This window comes from Streptomyces sp. WZ-12, from assembly GCF_028898845.1.
Lineage (GTDB): Bacteria > Actinomycetota > Actinomycetes > Streptomycetales > Streptomycetaceae > Streptomyces.
Genome location: NZ_CP118574.1, coordinates 2,254,788 through 2,275,666 on the forward strand (window position 1 = coordinate 2,254,788; position 20,879 = coordinate 2,275,666).

Consider the following 20,879-nt stretch of genomic DNA (forward strand, 5'->3'; position numbering starts at 1 on the left):
CTCCCGGGCGAACTCGACCAACTCACCATCACGGCAACGCCGCACGTCATGCGGCAAGAAGGGGTGTGCCATGCCCTCGGTGCAATCCAACGGGATCACGATCGCGTACGACGACGAGGGCAGCGGTGCACCGCTGGTCCTCCTCCACGGCCACCCCTTCGACCGCTCGATGTGGCGCCCGCAGACCACCCACTTCAGCGCCGCCGGGATGCGGGTGATCGCCCCGGACCTCCGCGGCTACGGCGGGAGTTCGGCCGTCCCCGGCAAGACCCCGCTCGCGACCTTCGCCCGCGACCTCGCCGCCCTGCTCGACCGGCTCGGCATCGAACGGTTCGTCCTCGGCGGGCTGTCCATGGGCGGGCAGATCGTCATGGAGTGCTACCGGCAATTCCCGGAGCGGATCCGGGCGTTGCTGCTCGCCGACACCTTCGCGGCGACCGACAGCGACGAGGGCCGCGCGCTGCGGCTGCGGACCGCCGAGCGGCTGCTCACCGAGGGGATGGCCGGGTACGCGCACGAGGCGCTGCCCAAGATGATCGCGCCGGCCCATGTGACGGCGCTGCCCGAAGTCGCCGCGCACGTCCTGGGGATGATGAAGAACGCCTCGCCCGAGGGAGCCGCGGCCGCCCTGCGCGGCCGGGCCGAGCGCCCGGACTACACCGGGCTGCTCCCGCGGATCACCGTGCCCACCCTCGTGGTCGTGGGCACCGAGGACGAGTTCACCCCGGTGGCCGACGCCCGGCTGATCCACGAGGCGGTGCCCGGGTCGCGCCTGACGCTCGTCCAAGGCGCCGGCCACATGCCGAACTTGGAGCGCCCGGAGGAGTTCAACGCGGCGCTGGCGGCGTTCCTGGACACGCTTCCGTCCGAGGCCGGGGACGGGGACGGGCGCCCGTCCCGCTAGCGCTCCGCCACCCTCCCCACCGCCAGCAGCGCCGTGTGCGGCAGCACCAGTTGACCGGGCCGCCGACCGCCCGGCTCGGCGAACTCCTCGGCGAGCGCGACGACATGGCGCCTGATCCGCTCGGTAACGACCGGCCCCTGTGAGGTCACCACCCGCCCGATGGTGGCGACGCCGGCCGCCGGGCCGCGCCACCACTCCTCCACCGTGGTGCGGTGCCCCCAGGAGAGCGCGGAGCAGCGCACCCCGCCCAACCCGCCGGCGGCGCGCAGCAGTTCCGCGAAACCCTCGGCCGTGCGCGGGAAGTCGTCCTCGGGCGCGAGCGCGGGGACGTCCGGCGGTCGGGGCACGCCGGCGGCCCGCACCGCGCGGCCGAGAAGCGCCTGGCCCGGCGCGGGCGGCGCGGCCCAGATGGTCAGCGCGATCCGGCCGCCCGGGCGGGTCACCCGGCGGAGTTCGGCCAGCGCGGCGCGGGGGCGCCCGACGTGATTGAGCACGAAGTTGCCGACGGTCGCGTCGAAGGCGCCGTCGGGGAAGGGGAGTTGCGGCAGGGCGGCGAGCCGGACGGCGGCCTCGGGCGCGGCGGCCGCGGCAGCGCGCACCATGTCCGGTTCGGCGTCCACGGCGACCACCTCGGCGCCGCGGTCGAGGGCGGCCACCGCGGCGGCGCCCGTTCCGGTGCCGGCGTCCAACAGCCGGATGCCCGCGGTGACGCCCGCGGCGTCCAACAGTCGCGGCACCGTATACGCGCAGAGCCGGCCGAACCCCGCCGCGTACGCCGCGGCGCGGCCCGCCCAGGCCCGCCGTTCACTGGCATCGAAGGGTGTCTGTGTCGCGGGTCCCACCTGCGCCCCCTCGATGTGCGTCATGCCCGTCCCGCCTCTCCCGCGCGCCCCGTTCCACCGCCTCCGTTACGCCAACGCCCACGGCACCCTCGGACTCTCCCCCACACCAAGGGCGTTACCCACCCGTAACCTACCGATGGGTTACCACGGGTAAGCAACGGACCTTACTCTCCAGTCACATCGAGCCGCCGGGCCCCCTCCTGTCTCCGGACAGCGCCCGGGCGGCTCGCGTCGAGACCTGGAGCAGAAGATGACGCCCTCCCGCACCACTCTGCGCGCCGCGATCGGCACCCTCTCCGCGGCGGTGCTCGCCACCACCACCCTGACCGTCGCCCCGGCGCACGCCGCGCCGGCACCCGACCGCACCACCGCCGCCACCGCCGCCCGCCCGACGGCCACCGGCTCCCCCACCCTGCGGTTCGTCGACATCGCGGGCGCGGGCGGGACCCCCCTCAAGGCGAACGTCTTCACCCCGGCCGGCGCCGACGCCACCCGGCGCTACCCACTGATCGTGCTCCCCACCAGTTGGGCGATGCCGCAGGTCGAATACCTGGTGCAGGCCCGGAAGTTGGCCGCCACCGGCTACGTCGTGCTCGGCTACAACTCGCGCGGCTTCTGGCAGTCGGGCGGGCAGATCGAGACCGCCGGGCCGAAGGACATCGCCGACGCCTCCAAGGTCATCGACTGGGCGCTGGCGCACACCCCCGCCGACCCGCACGAGGTGGGCATGGCCGGGGTCTCCTACGGCGCCGGCATCAGCCTGCTGGCCGCCGCGTCCGACAAGCGGATCAAGGCGGTCGCGGCGCTCAGCGGCTGGGCCGACCTGATCGACTCGATCTACAGCGGGCACACCCCGCACCTCCAGGCCGCCGCGGTGCTCGGCGGCGCGGGCGAGCTGACCGGACGCCCCAGCCCCGAACTCCGGCAGATCCTCAAGGACTTCCTCAGCGCCAACATGGCCAAGGAGAAAGAGCTGATCGCCTGGGCCCGCAAGCGCTCCCCCGCCACCTACCTGGACCGGATCAACGCCAACGGGGCGGCCATCCTGCTCGGCAACGCCTGGGGCGACTCGCTCTTCCCGCCCAATCAGTACGCCGCGTTCTTCGAGAAGCTCAAGGGCCCCAAGCGGCTGGAGTTCCGCCCCGGCGACCACGCCACCGCCGAGGGGCTGGGACTGCTCGGCCTGCCCAACGACACCTGGAACGACACCGAGCGGTGGTTCGACCACTACCTCAAGGGCGTCGACAACGGCATCGACCGGGAGCCGCCGGTCCTCCTCAAGTCCCGTTCCACCGGCGCCTACGAGGGCTACAGGAGCTGGCGGGACGTGCCCTCCGCGCACCGCCGGATCGCCCTCGACGGCAGCCACCGCATCCGCACCGGCCTCGACTCCGGCGCCGACGGCGGACTGATCTTCCTCTCCAGCATGCTGGACCAGTTCCTCCGGCTGCCGCCGATGGCCTCGATCCCGCTGCTGCCCCGTTCGGCGGCCGCCGTCTGGCAGTCCGCGCCGTACCCGAGCGGCCAACGGGTGCGCGGGACCACCCGGTTGCACACCACGGTCACCAGCACCGCCCCGAGCGGCACCGCCATCGCCTACCTCTACGACGTCGGCCCGCTGGGCCTGGGCAAACTGGTCACCCACGCACCGGTCACCTTCCACGACCGGACCCCGGGCCGCCCGTTCGGCATCGACCTGGACCTCTTCGCCACCGCCTACGACGTCCCCGCCGGACACCGGCTCGCGGTGGTCGTGGACACCGTCGACCCGCTCTACATCGCCCAGAACCCCGACGGCGCCCGGCTGACCTTCTCCTCCCCGGCCGGCGATCCGTCGTATGTGTCGGTACCGGTGCGCGACTGACCGGTACCGCGGCCGCACGGCCCGGTCCTACGTCCGTGGCCGTACGGCCAACGCCCGAAGCGGCCGGCGGGGCACGGTCGTTAGGCTCCCGATCATGCGACCACTCCCCCCGCCCCGCGACGCCGCACAGCGCAAACGCGACGCCCTGCACCGCCTGGAGGCGGACGAGGACGCCTGGGTCTCGACCGTCACCGCAGCAGACGGCGCGCCGACCCTGGTGCCGCTGTCGTTCGTCTGGCACCGCGAGCGCCTGGTGATGTCCACCAAGGGCAGCAACCCCACCGCCCGCAACCTGACCGCGCGCGGGGAGAGTTGGGTGGCGATCGGCCACACCCGGGACGTGGTGTTGCTGCACTGCACCGTCGAGGTGCTGGCCAACGACGCGCTGCCGCAGGACGCCGCGGACGCCCTCGCCACCAAGCTGGGCTGGAATCCGCACGGTCGCGCTCCGTGGGTCTTCCTCCGGTTCACCCCGCAACGGATGCTGGTGTGGCGGGAGGAGAACGAGCTGCCGGAGCGGGAGCTGATGCGGGACGGCGGCTGGCGGGTCTGACGCCGCCCGCACCCCGGTCGACGCCCGGAACGCCCCTTTGCGGCATGATCGTTGTCATGCGACACCGCGATGCACCCCCGCCCGGCCCCCGGCACCCCCACCTGCCGACGACCGAGTCCGCGGTCACCGCGATCCGGGAGATCGCCGAGGAGCACGGGCTGGAGGTGACGGTCACCGACGACATCGGCGCGGACCAGACCACCCGCCGGACCTCCGCCGGGGCGTTCACCGTGCTCGACCCCGACGGGTCGCTGCCGCACGAGGCGTTCGTCGAACTCGGCGGCACCCCGGCCGTCACGGTCCAGCTCTACCCCGAGGACGACGCCAGGATCACCGTGGAGGCGGTGGAGTTCGCCGATGTCCCGCGCGACGCCGTGCCGGCGTTCCTGCGCGCCGTGCACGGCGATCTGGCCTACGTCAAGAGCCGGTTCTTCCCGCCGGGGCAATGGCTGGTGGTGCCGCTGCCCGGCGACGAGACCTACAAGGAGCTGGTCGGGCGGATGACGCTCACCCCGTGGCTGGCGCGCCGGGTGCGCTGAACCGGCGGACGGGCGGGGCCCGTTCGGGCCGGGACGCCCGGGAGGTGCGCGGCGCCCGGAGCGACCACGGCGTTCAGGGCGTCCGGGGGCGTCAGCCCTCCGCGACCTCGGCGTAGACCTGGGAGAGCTCGGGGGCACCGTCGTCGGCCCACTCATGGCCGGTTGTCACCACGTCGATCTCCCGCCCGGACGCCAGCCGCACCACCGGCTGCCCGTCCGGTCGGACGTGCCAGACCGTGCCCGGGACCGTGCGCACCAGGACCGTGCCGAGGTAGAGCCCGGCGTCGTTGCCGAGCCAGGGCAGCACCTCGGGATCGTCCCGCCACACCGGCTGGAGCTGGTCGAGCTCCTCCAACGACCGTACGGAGTCGTCGAGTTCGACGCCTGCGGTGGCCGCCTGGTCGCGCAGCAGCTCGCACTCGGAGAGCAGCTCGACGACGCTCTCGGGATCCGCGCGCACCGACTCGGCGAGCGGCACCGAGCCGCCCGGGGCGGTGCGCCTACGCCACATGTCCAGGAAAGACAGGTTCATGGTGCGAGGGTCCCACCCGCCCCCGCGCCAGGGCCACAGGCGCGCGGCACGGCGCCGGGGCCCACCCCGCGCCCCCGTGCGCCTCCCCCGCGCGCCGGAGAGCGCGCCGGCGCGTGATCGGCTCACACGTCCAGGTCGACCACCACGGGCGCGTGGTCCGAGGCGCCCTTGCCCTTGCGCTCCTCGCGGTCGACGTAGGCGTCCGAGACGGCCTTGGCGAACGGCGCGTTGGCGTAGACGAGGTCGATGCGCATACCGCGGTTCTTGGGGAAGGCGAGCGCGCGGTAGTCCCAGAAGGTGTAGGGCCGGTCGTACTTCAGCGGGCGGGGCACCACGTCCGACAGGCCGGTCTCGCGCAGGGCGGCCAGGGCGGCGCGCTCGGCCGGCGTGACGTGGGTCAGGCCCTCGAAGACCGCGGGGTCGTAGACGTCCTCGTCGGTCGGCGCGACGTTGAAGTCACCGAGGACGGCGAACGGGCGGCCGCCGGCCGCGTCCTCGGCGACGGCCGTCTTCAGGGCCTCGAACCAGCCCAGCTTGTAGGCGTAGTGCGCGTGGTCGACCTCACGGCCGTTGGGGACGTAGACCGACCAGACGCGGGCCGGGCCGCAGGTGGCCGACACGGCGCGGGGCTCCTGGGCACCGTCGTAGTCCGGGCCGCCGGGCAGTCCCTTGACCACGTCCGCCAGGCCGACCCGGGAGAGCAGGGCGACGCCGTTCCACCGGCCGTCGGCGTTGACCGCGGCCTCGTAGCCCAGCTCGCGCAGCGGTTCGTAGGGGAACTGGGCGTCGGAGCACTTGGTCTCCTGGACGCACAGCACGTCCGTGCCGGACTGCTCCAGCCAGGCCAGCAGCCTCGGGAGGCGGGCGGTGATCGAGTTGACGTTCCAGGTCGCGATGCGCATATCGGTAAACCTACCGCCCGGCACCGACAGTCAGCCCACCTCGGTGTGGGCGCCCGGCGCGAGGCGGTCGTGGCCGGCCCCGCCGAGCTTTTCGATCATGCCGTCGTAGACCGGGCGGGCGTGGTCCTGGAGCAGGCTGTCGTGGATGTCGACGGACCGGCGCGGGGCGACCGCGCGGACGTAGTCGATGACCTCGGCGATCTTGTTCCAGGGGGCGTGGACCGGGAGCAGCAGGGTGTCGACGCTGCGGCCCTCGGGGACGGTGAGCGCGTCGCCGGGGTGGAAGACGGCGCCGCCGTCCAGGAGGAAGCCGACGTTGGTGATCCGCGGGATGTCCGGGTGGATCACCGCGTGCATCTGCCCGTGCACCTCGACCTCGAAGCCGGCGGCGGTGAAGGCGTCGCCCTCGCCGACGGTGTGCACCCGGCCGGGGAAGGCCGCGGAGATCTGCCCCGCGGCGCTCGCCAGGGTCCAGATCTCGGCCGCCGGATTGGCCTCCATGGCCCGGCGCAGCCGCTCCTCGTTGAAGTGGTCCATGTGCTCGTGCGTCACCAGGATCGCGTCCGCGCCGACGGCCGCGTCCTCCTCGCTGAACACCCCCGGGTCGATGACCAGCGTTTGCCCGTCCTTCACGATCCGAACGCAGGCGTGGGTCTTCTTGGTGAGTTCCATGGGGCCATTTTGCCGCGCGCGGCGGCGGCGCGGGCGGGCTGTGGACAACGGCCGCGTCCGCTCAGCCCTCGGGGGTCGTCTCCTCCTCGATGACCTTCTTGGCCACCGCGAAGGCGGAGTTGGCGGCCGGGACACCGCAGTAGACCGCGGTCTGCAGCAGGATCTCCTTGATCTCCATGGGGGTGAGGCCGTTGCGCAGCGCGGCGCGGGTGTGCAGGGCGAGCTCCTCGCTGTGGCCGCGGGCGACCAGCGCGGTGAGCGTGATGATGCTGCGGGTGCGACGGTCCAGGCCGGGCCGGGTCCAGATCTCGCCCCAGGCGTAGCGGGTGATGAAGTCCTGGAAGTCGGCGTTGAAGTCGTCGGTGCCGGCCTCCACCCGGTCCACGTGGGCGTCGCCGAGCACCTCGCGGCGGACCTTGATGCCCTGCTCGTACGTGCCGCCGCGGACCTGGGCGGGCTGCGTCAGTCCGGACTCGATGGCGGCCGGGGCGTGGGTCGGCATCGGCGGCGCTATCTGCGGCTTGGGGGCGGCCGCGCCGATGGCGGGCGTCCCGGGGCCGGGCTTGTCGTGCCAGGCGGTGCTGAAGTGCCGGATGAGCAGTTCGCTGACGGCCGCGGGCTGCTCGACGGGGGCCAGGTGCGAGGTGCCCGGGACCATCGCCAGGCTGGCGTCCGGTATCCCGGCGACCAGGGTGCGGGCGTCGGTGGTGGGCGTGACCGTGTCCTCGGAACCGGCGACGACAAGGGTGGGCACACCCACCCGGCCCAGGGAGGACCGCACGTCGTAAGCGGCCAGTGCCTCGCAGGCCGCGATGTAGCAACCGGGGTCGGTGGTCCGCACCATCTGGACGGCCCACTCGACGATGGCGCCCTGGGCGCCGGCGAAGCCCGCGGTGAACCAGTGCTCGGGCGCGGTGCGGGCGATCGGGTCGAGCCCGTTGGTGCGGATCACCACCCCACGCTGCCGCCACGCGTCGGCGGTGCCGTAGCGCGGGGAGGTGGACACCAGCGCGAGGGAGGTGACGCGGTAGGGGCGGGTGAGGGCCAGTTGCGTGCCGATGGCGCCGCCGAGGTCGCAGCCGGCGTAGCCGAACCGCTCCACGCCCAGGCCGTCGAGGGTCGCGACCAGCCGGTCGGCGAGTTCGGCGACGGAGTTGGCCGCGTGGGCGGGCGATCCGCCGTGGCCGGGCAGGTCGAAGCGGATGACGCGCCATTGGCGGGTCAGCTCGGGGATCTGACGGTCCCACATGTGCCATGTGGTACCCAGGGCGGCACCCAGAACCAGGACTGGGGCGTCTTCTGGCCCGTCAGAGCGGTACTGGAGGGTGCGCATCGCTATCTCACTCACGCCCCGCACGGTCTCACATCTCACCTGCAGTCCTACCGCCAGGGCCAGAAAGTCTGGGGGGATGCGGGCATGGACGCGATGTGGTCCGCCTCCACCATCAAGGTCATCGGCTCCGGCATCGACGACCCCGACTTCGCCGACAAGCTGTCCCGGTTGATCGGCGACCACGACGTGGAGACCACCTCCACCTCGCACTCCGAGTCGGGCAAGTCGACCTCGATCAGCATGCGGCAGGAGCGGATCCTGCCCGCCGACGCCATCCGCGCCCTGCCCAAGGGAACCGCCCTGTGCCTCGCCACCGGCATGCGCGCGGCCATGCTCGACCTACGCCCCTGGTACCTCGACCCGGGCGCCGACGAACTCTCCGCCGCCTCCGCCCGCGCCTCGAAGGCAATCACCGACCGCGCCCTGGCCAAACACGAGCCCCAGCAGGGTGACTACGGCACCGCCGCATAACCCCGCCCCCTCTCGCTCCCTTTCTCGGAGACAGCTATTCCCGCATACGAACCTCACGACCTTGACGACATGACCAGCGCCGAAGCCCTCGACGCCGTCCTCGACGACCTGCGCACCTACCGGGTCGACCCCGGCGCCGCCGGCCACTTCACCGCCATGCGCCAAGTCGACCTCCTGGGGCATCTCGCGGTGCGGCTCACCGCCGACGCCTATCACATCTTCACCGGCGACATCGAGGCCACCAATCCCACCGAGGAAGCCCTGGTCTCCAGCCAGGTGGCGGCCGCGGTCGGCCGCTCGCTGGCCCATTACACCCAGGCCCTGCCCGCCCTGACCAAGGCCAGCGACCGCACCAACCACACCAGCCTCAAACGCCAGTTGGAGGGGCTCACCCACCACTCCGCTCTGCGGCGCCATCTCGACGCCGCACAACGAACGCTCGACGAGGCGCGGGCCATACAGACGGGCGTCACGCCACTCCCCACGAACACCGCGGAGTCACCCCTCGCGCAACCTCCCACCCCGCCCAACAAGCCTCACGGGCGCGGCCGGTAGCCCGCGCAATTCCACGACATGGCCCTCTTCGACCACCACGACATCGTCCTTGGCACCTCCGACGACGGACACCCCTTCCTCACCGTCAACACCGCCACTCCCCACGCGCACCGCCTCCTGATCGACCGCGGCTTCGCCCCCTACGCGCACCGCGGACGCACGCTGTACTTCCCCCGCCTCGATGTCCCGTTCGCCGAAGCCCACCGCCTCACCGAACAAGCCGCCGAGGAGGTGTGCCTGGTCGGGTCGACTCCGCTGAGCAGCATCGCGGACCTGCGCTGGACCACATACGCCGTAGCGCCAGGCTCCGTGCTGGAACCCGCCGTGCGCCTGTATGCCGAGCACCTCCCGGTCACCGTCACCGTCCACGACCGCGCCCCCGCGATCCGCCGCGCCCTGGCCGACGCGGAGTTCCAACCCACCCCGTGGGGATACGTCCTGCCCGCAGACATGGACGAGGAGGACCAGGCGCAGGCGTGCCAGCAACTTCACGGGGACCTGTGGGGGCTGGATCTGCCTTCCGAAACCCGCCTGGGCGTTCCCAGTCCCGCCTCACTGCCGCAACTCCCCTACTCCGGCGTCTCCCGAACGCACCCCTGGACTGCCGCGCATATCGAGGGCGATCGCCCCGCCGAAGCGCTCCGGGCTGTCCTCGACCACGTCACCACCCACGCGATCGAGCCCGGAGCCGAAGGGCTCTGCCGTCTAGAAGAACGCATCGACCTGCTCAGCCAACTCGTCTACCGGTTCGCCAGCCGCGCCGTGCACCAGGCGCAGCCAGGCAGCGGGCAAAGTCCGCTCACCTCCGAGAAGTCCGTCACGGACCTCAGCATCGCCGCGGGGTCCCTCGCCACCGCCCTGTCCGACTACGCCTCGGCCCTTCCCGCGCTCGCAGCGCTGTCCGCACAACCTCAGCCCACTGCGGCAACAGCGGCTCTGCACAAGGACCTTGACCGGACTCTCCGCCAGGCGCACAGGCACCTCGAAGGCGCGCTGCACGCCCTCACCCCACCGACGTCGGCCCAGACGACTGCGCCCCCGCCGAGGAAGCCCGACGGCCCAACCCACCGCCGGACCCGCTGACCCCTACTCCCCAAACCCCGCCCTTGGACCAGCCCCCCTTGGACCACTACCTCTCCCCCTCCCGCATCCTCGTTTCCCCGCAGCATGTGGCCGGCGAAGGCAACAGCCTCACCACCCTCAAAGCACTCAAGGACCGGGCCCCCGGCTGGAGCCTCCAGTCACACACCGATACCGGGGAGATCTGCCTGACCTCTCCGGACGGCGCCATCACGTTCAGATACCACGCGCTGGCCACCGCCCCCGAGCCCCGCTGGACTGCCGCCCACACCGGCCCCCGCCCCTGGACCGCGACCCTCTCGTGCCACACGCCGCGCGAGTTGGCCCACGCCCTGTTGGACCCCCTGACGCGCCTTCCCTGCGAACTCGACCACGGCATACGACCGTTGGACGAGATGGGCGAGGATTTCCATGCAGCACGTTGGAGGCGCACCGCGTACGGCACACGGACCGTGTTCCTCTCCCCCGACCGCCTGTGCACCCTGTCCCACACCCCGCACGAGGAAACCGCCTGGCGGATCGAGACCCAGGCACCGCACAGCGACGACTCCGAACGCTGGCACCTGTCCCTGAGCCGCAACGCTCCGCCGCAACTCGCTCGCAGCGTCATCCATCAACTCCTGCGAGACGAGCCCGTCATACGGCACCCGCGCGAGATCCCCCACCGCCTGCACCGCTACGCCGACATCGCCCCCATCGCCGACCTGTCCGGGCCGCCACCTCCTCCGCATGCCCCAACGCCCCCGCCAGGCCGCAGCCGATAGCCGAAGAAGGTCCCCATCCCCCAACGCGCCACACTGGCCGAGCAGTTGTTGATGGCGGCAGCCCATTTCGCGCGGAACGAACGGTTCATGAACACGCTGGACCCCACCGAGAACGATGTCTTCCCGCAGGTGAAATCAGCATGGGGCGAAACCCTGAACCTCGGGGACCTCGCCGCTCTCCTGATCGACCGCCTCAACGCACAGGGCCTCCAGCCCAGCCCCGGGGCTAAGGAAGTCGCCTCCCGCCTGCATCAGCTCCAGGCCCGCCTCGCCACTGCCGCCAACCACCTGCACAAGGCCAAGCAACTGCTGATGGCCGCCCACCACCCGTTCGACATCCCGACCGCAGACCGCAAAGCGCAACTGATCCAGGGCGGCGCGGCGCACATCCGAGCAGCCCGGGAAGAGTGTGCACCGTTGGCCGACATGGTCGTCGAAGCGGCCGAGCGCCTAGCCCGGGAACACCACCGGCAAGGTCGCCCTCCCGTCAACCCCACGCCACCGGTCACCTTGTCCTCGACGCAGATCAGCGCCCTGCGCGCCGTCGCCCAAGGCCGGGTGGACATCACCCGTGTCGACGGGCCCGTCCACGTGCGTTGCCGCGGAGGTCGGGTGAGCTACCCCACGCTGCGGGCGCTGGAGCGCCGGCAGTTGGTCCATCGCGACCCCGTGGTGGACGAGGAGGACGTCGTGCTGACGCGGGAGGGCGCCGCGGTACTGGCCGCCACCTCCGCTCAACCACCGCCCTCCACACCGCGCCCCGCTCTCTCCCGCGCACCAGCTCCCCCCAAGTCCTCCACCCCTCACACTCGTTGACCTCGCGCAGATATGCCTCTACCTCTCCCCTCCGCGCCCTCCCTCTCGCACCTGATGTCCCGTCCTCGTACCGCTCTGGGGGTGTTCGTCCCCGCCGGTCTGTCCGACGTCGCCGACGAAGCCCGCATGCTCGGCGACCTGTCCCGCAGCGGTGCTGCCCTGTTCGAAATCGGGGCGCCGGCCGCCGATCCGGTACTCGACGGGCCGGTCATCGCCTCCGCCTACCGCCAGGCCCTGCGCCGCGGCACCGACCTGGCCCGTCTCCAACAAACGATCGAGCGCGCCGCCGCGCTGGCGCCCACGGTGGTCGTGGCCTACTGGGCATCGCTCCAGCAGCACGGCCCCAGCCGGTTCGCGGCACGACTCGCTGCGGCCGGGGCGTGCGCAGTAATGGTTCCCGACCTACCCGCCGACCAGGCCGTCGCATGGCGACAGGCCACCGGCTCGGTCGGCCTGCTCGCACCCGCCCTCATCCCCCGCCAGATGCCCAAGGAGAAGCTGGGTGCGGTGGCCGCCGCGGCGTCCGGCTGGCTCTACGCCCCGGCCAGCACCGGCCCCACCGGCTACCGCGGGCCGCTCGACACCCCCGCCCTGGCCCAGGAAGTCGAACGGCTCCGCGCGACCAGCACGCTCCCGATCGTCTCCGGCATCGGCGTGTCCACCCCCGCCAAAGCCGCCGCCGTCGCTCCGCTGGTGGACGCCGTGATCATCGGCACCCCCATCGTCCGCGCCCTGACCACCACACCACACAACACCCCATCAATGGTTGCGCAGTTCGCCGCTGCCGTCGCCGCCCGCCAGGTGCACCATGGCTGAGGACTACGGTCAGCGCGCGGCCCACGCCACCGCGCTCAGCACCCAACTGCGCACCTCCGGACCAGTCCCGATGGTCGTCCTCGCCCAGCGGATCACCAGGGCGCAGGACCTCTCCCACACCGCTCTGGCAGATGTCCTCTCCCTAGCGCGTTCCAGCGCATCCCGGACCGAAGCCGGGCTCACAGCTCTCGGGTGCCTGGCGCGGGCGTCCCAGTACGCCCAGGAAGCCGCTGCCGCCCTGGGCACCTCCATGACCCAGTCCTTCGACGACCTGCGCCGCAGCAAGGACGCCGGCGGCGCTCCGGTCGTCACCGTCGGTCCGCCCCCGCACCAGCTCCGGCAAGCAGCCGCCACCCTGCTCGATCGCGTCGCCCAGCAGTACGCCCAAGCGGGCGCGCTACAGGCAACGCGCGCGAAACCACAGCAGATCGCGCGGACGGCCGCCCCGGCAACCACCACGAGCTCTACCGCCCGTCGCCGGTGACCTCACGCCCCAGGAGGGCTCCCATCCCCGAACAACTCCCTCTCCCCGAGCATCAGCGCGCACAGGCCCGTCTCACCATCGCGGAGCCGCTGACCGATGCCGTCGAGCAGCTCGAACTCGCCTCGACCATCTGCCACTACACCGCCACCGGCATCACCAACGACCTGGCACCCCTGCACGGCCACCGGGCGGTATCCGCCCAGCAGACCACCGTCGTGGCTGCTCCGTCCAACGCAGCGGCCGTACGGGGAGGCCACCGGTGACCGCGTACGCGCCCGACGACCGGGTCATGGTCTCCCCGCGGTACATGGCAGGCGCCGGCGACCGGCTCGCCGACGCGATCGGCCCACTGATCCACCTCTTCAGCTGGACCACGCAGCACGACGCCGCCACCGGACACGTCAAGATCGACAGCCCCAACGGCAGTGTGTTCTGCGACTTCGACCCCCTCCACCCTCGCGGCACATGGTGGACGATCGCTCACCACGAACCGTACTGGGAAGTGCAGTTCAGCCGGCAGACGCCCATGGAGGCCGTCGCCGCCGTCACCCAGGCTCTGCCGCAACTGCTCGGCGACCACCGACACGCCGAGCGCATCCCGATCACGGACATGCCCCTGGACCAGATCGCGGCGCTCAACAACTGGACCGTCGAGGACGGCGCCCTGACCTCGCCCGACTGGTACTGCCAACTACTCCACACGCCCGATGAGGAAGTCGCCTGGCGGGCCGAGCACGTCTTCTACGAGAAGCAGCCGCTGGCCACCTTCACCCGCGACGTCCCCGAGGCCCTCGTCCGCAACTTCTTCGCCCACCTGGCCACGCCCACGGCGGTGCAACGGACCTTCGCCGACGTCCCCTTCAGCACGCGGTACGAGCACGGCCACCTGATCACCCCGGTCCGCGGAGCCGTCATCAGTCCCCCCTTCGATCACGCCCTCGCTCAGCTCGACCGCCCCGGCCGAAGCCGCTGAGGCATCCCCTGCCCCGGAGCCATCCCTGCCCGAGAAGACCCTCACCCTTGAACCCGCCGAACAACTCCTCGCGCTGGCAGCCGACTTCACCCGCTTCAACGACGCCCACCTTCGGCACGCGCTCAACGGCACAACGCCCACCACTCTGCTGAACGCCCAGACCGATTCGGCTCAGGGTCTGGCCCGTTCCGCGCTGACCATCGTGGACACGCTCAATGCCCAGCCGATGTACCACAGCCCCGACATCCGCGCGGTGTACGCACGCGTACGCCAACTCGCCCATCTCGCGACCGACGCAGCCGACCACCTCATCGACGCCGTCGACATCCTCGACCACACCCGCGCGGGCCTGCCCGTTGAACTCGGCAACGACCTCCTGGCAGTCCTGACCGAGCAGCAGGCCCGAGAAGAAGCCGGCCGACGCTTCACCCTCGTCGCCAACCTCACCGCCCTGGGCTCCTCGGACGCCCTGGCCACCGCCGAACTCTTCGTTGCCGAACGCCGACACCGCGGCTTCGTACCCGAGCACCAGCCACCCGCCCTCTCCCCCACTCAGAGCGCCACGCTGCGCGCGGTCGCCCGCGGCGACGTCGCAATCACCAACAACAAGCCCTACCCGAGCCGCGAGGACATCCGCGTCAGCATCACCACCATCCGTGCCCTGGAAAGCCGCGGCCTAGTGATGCGCGAGGACTGCCCGGACTGGTTCCGCGACGAGCGCCTCCATCTCACCGCAGGGGGGCGCCGCGACCTCGCCGCCTCGTTCGCACGGCCACGCCCCACCGGTGTGACCACACGCCCAGCACCACCAGTGCCGACGGCCGCTGCCAGCCGTTCCCGCTGAATCCGCACCCCACTTCCCCGCAGACCTCACGCCCCCGACATCGCGCCCGCCCTGGCCCCCAGGTCCACCCCGACGCCCCAGCGCGACGGAGACCAGCAACACGCCGTGCTCGCCCAGCTCGCCGAGCAGTCGCACGACGCCACCGAGATCCTCGAATGGGCGCGCGACAACGCCTTCGGCCTCAACTGCTCGCCCCACCGGGGAATCGCTGCGAACGGCCACGGACGCCGCCCGCGAACTCGCCGACGGCCTCGACGAGGTAGCCCGCCTTCGCATCACCCCGCGCCCCCTCCCCGCCGCTGGCCGACCCGCCCACGGACAGCACCCCGCTCACCGCAAGGACGCCCCATTTCCGCCAACCCTGTATTCCGATCCATCTCGCTCGGCGCCGGTCTGTGCCGAGTTCCGCGTGTTGCATGTGGTCTGCGACGGTACGGCATGCTTCTGTTCCGGGCCATGAGCGATCAACTGCGGGGCTTCAGGTCCCGCTTCGGGGTCTGGTATCTGCGCCGCTGCGAGCCCGACCGGGCGGTGCCGTGGTCCGCCTCCGACCCGGTGCTGGCCGGTCTGCCGAGCTTGCGGGAATTCGCGGACAGTCACGGAACTCGGCCAGGCCAGGAATTCCTGATCAATTCCGACGGGCGCGTCATTTCCGAGGTCAATTCGTTCTTCGGGTCGTTGCGGATGCGGAACCGGTCGGCGGGGACGCGAGAGAAGTACGGGTACGCGCTGTGCATGTGGCTGGGCTTCCTCGACGCGGTGGGGGGCCGCTGGGACACAGCCGGCGCGGAGAACGTCGAGGGCTTCAAGTTCTGGCGGATGACGGACGAGTCGAACCCGGAGCGAGTGGCCGGTGGGACGGTGTCGGACAACCTGGACGCGGTCAACGCCTTCTACGACTGGGCGGCTCCTCGCTTCGGGGTACGCAATCCGGTGATCCGGCTGGTGCACCAGCGGAGTTCGTCCTATACGGGTACTGCCGGTTTCGAGGCCGCACCGCATGTGGTGCGCGACCGGGATGTGAAGTGGCTCGATCCGGGCGGCTACGCCTTGTGGCGGGATGTGGGGCTGCGGGGCCTGGACCGTGAGGGACGGGAGGTGTCGGGGTGGCGGGGCCGTAACAGCCAGCGGGACTGCACGTTCACGGACGGCCTCTACGGCACCGGGTTGCGGCTGACGGAGTGGGCCAGCACCTTGATGCTGGAACTGCCCGGCGAGAGCGTCAGCAGGAACTACTCCACGTGCCGGCTGGCGTCGGCCTGCGCGAAGGGCGGCCGGGGGCGGCGTTATTGGATGCCGCGCACGGTACTGGCCGACGCGCTCGGCTACTGCGAAGGCGAGCGAGCCGCAGCGGTACGCCGCGCCCAGCGGGCCGGGCGTTACGAGCGGCCGGCCGAAGTCCTGGTCCTGCACCGGGTGCTGGGCCAGCGGCGGCTGCAGCTGGTCGACGGCACGGGAACGCTGATGCGGGTGTCGCCGCCCACCGGCAGGTCATCACCGCCCCGGCGGTGACGGGATGAGCAGGGCGGGACGCCGGGCGGTGCTGCCCGGGGCCGGTTACCGGCTGCCGCAGCGGTTGTTCGTCGACGAGCGCCAGTGCCGTGTGAGGTTCTTCCCGGAACGCGGCGGCGAGCCGGTGGACATCGACCTGTCGGTCCTGCCGGTCGCACGCGAACTGCGCGACTGGATGGCCCTGGGGGTGCTGGGGGTGACGGGTCCTGCCGGGACTCGCCGCACCACCACCTCGGCCCTGGACACGGTGAACATCCTGAAGCGGTTCGCCCGTTATCTGACCGCGCTCTCCAACCCTCCGACCGCTCCGGCCCAGCTTCGGGCCGTCCACCTGGACGGATACATGCTGACCGGGGCGACCACCCTGCACCGGGACATCTCTGCGCTGCGGACCATCTTGCGGTTCGCCCCCGATCCGCCGTCGGAGTTCGCCGCCCGCCTAGCCCAGGCACGGGTCGCCAAGTCCGATACGCCTACCTGCAGTTACACCGCAGCCGAGTTCCGGCGCATCACCACGACGGCGCGATCCGAACTGCGGGCCGCCGCCGCACGCATCCGCGCCGGCCGCCGGCTCCTGGCCGACTGGCGGGCGGGCTCCATCGACCGGGAGAGCGACCGGCTCCGATGGGAGATCGGTGATCTGCTGGACCATCTCCAACGGCACGGCGACATTCCCCGCTACGAGTGCGGAACACCACGCGCACTGGAGGTCGTGCGCCGGGCCGGCGGCATCGGCGCGGTGTTCGCACACCTGCACCTGACCCACCACGAGATCGGCGCCGCCGCGGTCTTGCTGCTCTGCCTGACCGGACAGAACTACTCGACCCTGGCTGCGGCAACCACCGCTCACCACCGGCCCGACGCGCATGCCGGGGGCACTCCGACCGCTCAGCTCGACCTGGTCAAGCCCCGTCGCGGGGGCCGCCGGGCCGCGATGACCGTGGCCTTGCGCGATGTCCCGGCGGAGCCGGCGGAGGCGCGTGAGGACCTGAACACGCCGTTCGGGGTCCATGCCCTGCTGCTGGACCTGGCCGCGCCCGCCCGCAACCGGCTGAAGTCCGACGCGCTGTTCGCGTTCTACAACGCCCGCAACGCCAGTGGCTTCGGCCATGGCCTGCCCAAGCAGATCCTGCAGCTGTGGGGCAAGGCCACCGACCTGGTCTGCGACGCACTCGATGGCGAAGGCCGGGCGGTGCCCCTGCACATCGACAGCCGACGGCTGCGGCTGACATGGCTAGAGATCAACCAGCGGCCGGTCGCCCACACGGAGACGACGCTGGCCAACGAATACCTGGCCCGCAACCGCGGGAACCTGGCCGAGTACCAGAAGATCGTCGCTGACGTCCTGGACCAGCAGGTCGCCCGCGCCCGCACCGCTCCCCCGATCCCGGTGCTGTCCGCCCAGGACATCGAACAGGCCCGCACCGATCCGGAGGCGGTGGCCGCCCGGCTCGGCCTGGACACAGCCACCCTCCAACAACTGATCACAGGCCGTCTGGACACGGTCCTCGCCGGCTGCACCAACCCGCTGGCCAGCCCCTACACCCCGGCCGGCAAGCCCTGCGGCGCTTCCTTCCTGCTCTGCCTCTCCTGCCCTTGCGCCAGAGCGACACCGGCCCATCTGCCCGTTCAGGTTCTCACCCTGGATGCGCTGAAGGCCCGTCAGCAGGAGATGACGCCGCTGCGCTGGGCCGAACGCCTGGCCGAACCCACCGCCCGGCTGACCGACCTGCTCAGCCATTACTCGCCTGCCGCCATCGCGGACGCCCGCACCGCTGCCACCCCCGCCGACCAGGCGCTTGTCGACCGCTTCCTGAGCCGAGGACTGGATCTGACATGACACCCGCCCTGCCCGTCGCCGCACCGCCTGTCGGGCGTCTGCTGCCCGGACCCGACACCGCGGTCCTGGCCACCCGCCCGCTGCGTCCCGGCACGAGGGCCGATGACCTCTCACTGTTCGGTGAGGACCGCTGGAATCTGACGCCGGGCTTCTTCCAGGAGCACACCTCTCGCACCTGCGTGGACTTCCACGATGCCCCGGCCGCCTTCCGGCTCCCGATCAAGCTCCTGGCCTGGCTGATGCTCAACCACCAAAACGCCGACCACGGCGGCTTCCTCCCGGGCATCCCACGGCCCTCAGTCCGCACCGTCGTTCCCTACTGCCGATACCTCAAGAGCTTCGCCCACTGGCTGGAGAACCGGGGCATCACCCGTTTCGGCCAGGTCACCGACGCGGACCTGGACGCCTACGCGGCCGACGTCAAGGACGCGGCCGTCTCCCACGAACTACGCGAGGACTTCCTCTCCGTAGTCGTACGCACCTGGACATTGCGCGATCTACTGCCCGACGAGGACGACCGCCTGCCCCAGGCACCGCCCTGGAACGGCGAGCGCATCCAGGACATCCTGGGACAGCGCCGCACCAGCGAGGAGAACCGCACCCCGCGCATCCACCCCGCAACCATGACGCCGCTGCTGAAGTGGGCTCTGCGATTCGCCGAGGACTTCGCGGACGACATCATCGCCGCCTTCGACGAGTACAAGACACTCTCCCGCCGTGCCAGGGCCGCATCCACCCGGAGCCCCGCTCCGCGCGGCAAGCAGCGCCGCCCGCCGGGCACGGTTCCCCGGCTGGTGGCCGAGCTCGCTGACGACTACCGGACCCGCGGCCTACCCCTGCCCGGACGCCGGACCGCCGACGGACACACCACCATCAACACCCACTTCCTCAGCCTCCAACTAGGCGTCCAGATCACCCGCGCAGCCTCCAGGACTCTCGCGCACTCGGGACTGCCCGTCGCCGACGACACCTACCTCACCACGCCCGTCCACGGCCTCCTCGACAACCAGCCCTGGCTCACCACCCGCATCACCTACGACCAGGCCCCCGTCCTGGCCCGCCGCCTGAGCACCGCCTGCCTGGTCATCGTCGGATACCTCTCCGGTCAGCGGCCCGGTGAGACGCTCAACCTCGAACGCGGTTGCATCGAACACGACCCGGTCACCGGCCTGATCCTGCTGCGCGGCAAACACTGGAAAGGCGTCCGCCACCCCGACGGCACCCCTCGCGCCGAAGGGGAACAGCGAACCGACCCCTGGGTGGTCACCGCCCCAGTCGCCACCGCCGTCACCGTGCTCCAACGTCTCCACGACGCGCGGCTGCTGTTCCCCAACACCCTCCTCGTCAATGGGAAATCCGAGGCGGGACCCCTGCGCGAGCGCGTCGGCCGAGCCCGCAACGACTCCAGCTGCAACAAGGACATCACCGAACTGATCGACTGGATCAACGACTACTGCACAGCCCGGCACCGCGACGACGCGATTCCCGCCGACCCCACCAATCCGAAGATCGCCCTCAGCCGCCTGCGCCGCACGCTCGCCTGGTTCATCGCCCGTCGCCCCCGCGGCCTGGTAGCCGCCGCGATCCAGTACGGCCACGTCCGCGTCAACATGACCCTCGGCTACTCCGGCAACTACGCCTCCGGCTTCCCCGACGACCTGGCCTTCGAGGAATGGCTCGCCTGCCTCGGGGCCCTCGCTGAAGCCCACGACCAGCTCCAGGCCGGCGAGCACGTCAGCGGCCCCGCCGCCGACACCTACCGCCACCGCGTCGCCGCCTCCGCCAAGTTCACCGGCCGCGTCCTGCGCACCACCCGCGAAGCCCACACCCTGCTCACCAACCCCGACCTGCAGATCTTCCCCGGCCAGGGCATGACCTGCGTCCTCGACCCCGCCCGCGCCGCCTGCCGGCTGAGTACTGACGAACGCAGCAGTCGCCGCACCCCCGACATCGACGACTGCAGACCCTCGTGCGTGAACATCGCCCGCACCGACCGCGACATCGACTTCCTGCGCACACGCGTCGACACCCTCCAGGCCGTCGTCGACGACCCGCTCGCCCCACCCATCCGCCACGCACGCGAACAACACGAACTCGCCCGACTCCAGCAGGTCATCGCCAACCACCAGGAGCCCCGGCCATGAGCACCAACCGCGCAGCCGAACGCGACGCCATCCAAGCGGCAATGCAACGCCTCCTGGCCGGCGCACCGACCCGCTCCACCGGAGCCCTCACCGTCATCCAGCTCGCCGCCGAGGCCGGAGTAAAGCGATGGGTCCTCACCCACAAACACCCCGACCTTCGCAAGGAATTTGAAGATGCCCGGGAATCCGTGAACGGAATTCCCGCCGCGTTCCAAACCCTCCAGGCCAAAGTCGACGACCTCGAAGCCGCCAACAAACGGCTACGCCAGCACAACAGCGAACTGACCGAACGAAACGAGATCTATGCCCAAGTCATCCACGCTCTCACCACCGAACTCGCCGAGCTCCGACGAGACAGGCCCCTCCCAGCGAACGTCCGCCGCCTCCCGGGCGAAGCCACAACACCACCGCGGGCCTGAACTTTGTGCCGCCGCCCGGC

General features: G+C 71.5%; 22 protein-coding genes and 1 pseudogene. 18 read left to right on the top strand and 5 right to left on the bottom strand.

The window, feature by feature from the left end:
• The first annotated feature begins 70 nt into the window (after window positions 1–70).
• Window positions 71–904, top strand: a complete 834-nt coding sequence (locus PV796_RS09415; protein WP_274912490.1) for an alpha/beta fold hydrolase — start codon at window positions 71–73, stop codon at window positions 902–904.
• Here the strand turns inward: PV796_RS09415 and PV796_RS09420 are convergent.
• Window positions 901–1,770 (bottom strand): class I SAM-dependent methyltransferase, encoded by an 870-nt coding sequence (locus tag PV796_RS09420; RefSeq protein WP_274912491.1) that lies wholly within the window; start codon window positions 1,768–1,770, stop codon window positions 901–903. The two genes, PV796_RS09415 and PV796_RS09420, sit on opposite strands and share 4 nt — an antisense overlap.
• Before the next feature lie 226 nt (window positions 1,771–1,996).
• Between PV796_RS09420 and PV796_RS09425 the strand changes: the two genes are divergently transcribed.
• The 3 genes from PV796_RS09425 to PV796_RS09435 all read left to right on the top strand — a co-directional run bounded on the left by PV796_RS09425 (window position 1,997) and on the right by PV796_RS09435 (window position 4,702).
• Entirely contained in the window at window positions 1,997–3,610 is a 1,614-nt protein-coding gene (locus PV796_RS09425) for an alpha/beta fold hydrolase (RefSeq protein WP_274912492.1), read from the top strand.
• A 94-nt stretch (window positions 3,611–3,704) separates the two neighbouring features.
• Window positions 3,705–4,163 (top strand): pyridoxamine 5'-phosphate oxidase family protein, encoded by a 459-nt coding sequence (locus tag PV796_RS09430; protein ID WP_274912493.1) that lies wholly within the window; start codon window positions 3,705–3,707, stop codon window positions 4,161–4,163.
• 56 nt (window positions 4,164–4,219) lie between these two features.
• A complete protein-coding gene (locus PV796_RS09435; protein ID WP_274912494.1) occupies window positions 4,220–4,702 on the top strand; it encodes a hypothetical protein in 483 nt (160 codons plus the stop codon).
• Between the two features lie 91 nt (window positions 4,703–4,793).
• Here PV796_RS09435 and PV796_RS09440 read toward each other — a convergent pair whose 3' ends face one another.
• The 4 genes from PV796_RS09440 to pcaDC form a co-directional block, all read right to left on the bottom strand.
• Window positions 4,794–5,234: a DUF6278 family protein gene (locus PV796_RS09440; protein ID WP_274912495.1), complete on the bottom strand. Its 441-nt coding sequence runs from the start codon at window positions 5,232–5,234 to the stop codon at window positions 4,794–4,796.
• Window positions 5,235–5,356: 122 nt separating this feature from the next.
• A complete protein-coding gene (locus PV796_RS09445) occupies window positions 5,357–6,136 on the bottom strand; it encodes an exodeoxyribonuclease III (RefSeq protein ID WP_274912496.1) in 780 nt (259 codons plus the stop codon).
• 30 nt (window positions 6,137–6,166) lie between these two features.
• A complete protein-coding gene (locus PV796_RS09450) occupies window positions 6,167–6,808 on the bottom strand; it encodes an MBL fold metallo-hydrolase (RefSeq protein ID WP_274912497.1) in 642 nt (213 codons plus the stop codon).
• 61 nt (window positions 6,809–6,869) lie between these two features.
• Window positions 6,870–8,141: a bifunctional 3-oxoadipate enol-lactonase/4-carboxymuconolactone decarboxylase PcaDC gene (gene pcaDC, locus PV796_RS09455; protein WP_274912498.1), complete on the bottom strand. Its 1,272-nt coding sequence runs from the start codon at window positions 8,139–8,141 to the stop codon at window positions 6,870–6,872.
• A 39-nt stretch (window positions 8,142–8,180) separates the two neighbouring features.
• On the opposite strand from pcaDC, the pseudogene PV796_RS09460 reads away from it, so the two are divergent.
• The 14 genes and pseudogenes from PV796_RS09460 to PV796_RS09525 all read left to right on the top strand — a co-directional run.
• Window positions 8,181–8,612, top strand: a pseudogene (locus PV796_RS09460) (TraM recognition domain-containing protein); the annotation flags it as partial.
• A gap of 69 nt (window positions 8,613–8,681) precedes the next feature.
• The gene (locus tag PV796_RS09465; RefSeq protein WP_274912499.1) at window positions 8,682–9,167 is read left to right on the top strand and encodes a hypothetical protein; all 486 of its coding nucleotides are present in this window, start codon (window positions 8,682–8,684) and stop codon (window positions 9,165–9,167) included.
• Between the two features lie 18 nt (window positions 9,168–9,185).
• Window positions 9,186–10,250, top strand: a complete 1,065-nt coding sequence (locus tag PV796_RS09470) for a hypothetical protein (protein ID WP_274912500.1) — start codon at window positions 9,186–9,188, stop codon at window positions 10,248–10,250.
• Window positions 10,251–10,273: 23 nt separating this feature from the next.
• A complete protein-coding gene (locus PV796_RS09475; RefSeq protein ID WP_274912501.1) occupies window positions 10,274–11,011 on the top strand; it encodes a DUF317 domain-containing protein in 738 nt (245 codons plus the stop codon).
• Window positions 11,012–11,098: 87 nt separating this feature from the next.
• Window positions 11,099–11,827 (top strand): hypothetical protein, encoded by a 729-nt coding sequence (locus PV796_RS09480; protein ID WP_274912502.1) that lies wholly within the window; start codon window positions 11,099–11,101, stop codon window positions 11,825–11,827.
• A 54-nt stretch (window positions 11,828–11,881) separates the two neighbouring features.
• Window positions 11,882–12,643: a tryptophan synthase subunit alpha gene (gene trpA / locus PV796_RS09485; RefSeq protein ID WP_274912503.1), complete on the top strand. Its 762-nt coding sequence runs from the start codon at window positions 11,882–11,884 to the stop codon at window positions 12,641–12,643.
• Complete coding sequence (locus tag PV796_RS09490; RefSeq protein ID WP_274912504.1) at window positions 12,636–13,127, top strand: hypothetical protein; 492 nt, start codon at window positions 12,636–12,638, stop codon at window positions 13,125–13,127. The genes trpA and PV796_RS09490 overlap by 8 nt, the downstream gene beginning before the upstream one ends.
• Window positions 13,124–13,390 carry a hypothetical protein gene (locus tag PV796_RS09495; RefSeq protein ID WP_274912505.1) on the top strand — a complete coding sequence of 89 codons (267 nt, stop codon included), beginning with the start codon at window positions 13,124–13,126 and terminating at the stop codon, window positions 13,388–13,390. The genes PV796_RS09490 and PV796_RS09495 overlap by 4 nt, the downstream gene beginning before the upstream one ends.
• Complete coding sequence (locus PV796_RS09500) at window positions 13,387–14,100, top strand: DUF317 domain-containing protein (RefSeq protein WP_274912506.1); 714 nt, start codon at window positions 13,387–13,389, stop codon at window positions 14,098–14,100. Before PV796_RS09495 ends, PV796_RS09500 begins: the two co-directional genes overlap by 4 nt.
• A 202-nt stretch (window positions 14,101–14,302) precedes the next feature.
• Window positions 14,303–14,944 carry a hypothetical protein gene (locus tag PV796_RS09505; RefSeq protein WP_274912507.1) on the top strand — a complete coding sequence of 214 codons (642 nt, stop codon included), beginning with the start codon at window positions 14,303–14,305 and terminating at the stop codon, window positions 14,942–14,944.
• Between the two features lie 456 nt (window positions 14,945–15,400).
• The gene (locus PV796_RS09510; protein ID WP_274912508.1) at window positions 15,401–16,456 is read left to right on the top strand and encodes a hypothetical protein; all 1,056 of its coding nucleotides are present in this window, start codon (window positions 15,401–15,403) and stop codon (window positions 16,454–16,456) included.
• A gap of 4 nt (window positions 16,457–16,460) precedes the next feature.
• Entirely contained in the window at window positions 16,461–18,296 is a 1,836-nt protein-coding gene (locus tag PV796_RS09515; RefSeq protein WP_274912509.1) for a hypothetical protein, read from the top strand.
• Window positions 18,293–20,440 (top strand): hypothetical protein, encoded by a 2,148-nt coding sequence (locus PV796_RS09520; RefSeq protein WP_274912510.1) that lies wholly within the window; start codon window positions 18,293–18,295, stop codon window positions 20,438–20,440. The genes PV796_RS09515 and PV796_RS09520 overlap by 4 nt, the downstream gene beginning before the upstream one ends.
• Window positions 20,437–20,859 carry a hypothetical protein gene (locus tag PV796_RS09525; RefSeq protein ID WP_274912511.1) on the top strand — a complete coding sequence of 141 codons (423 nt, stop codon included), beginning with the start codon at window positions 20,437–20,439 and terminating at the stop codon, window positions 20,857–20,859. Before PV796_RS09520 ends, PV796_RS09525 begins: the two co-directional genes overlap by 4 nt.
• Window positions 20,860–20,879: the final 20 nt, after the last annotated feature.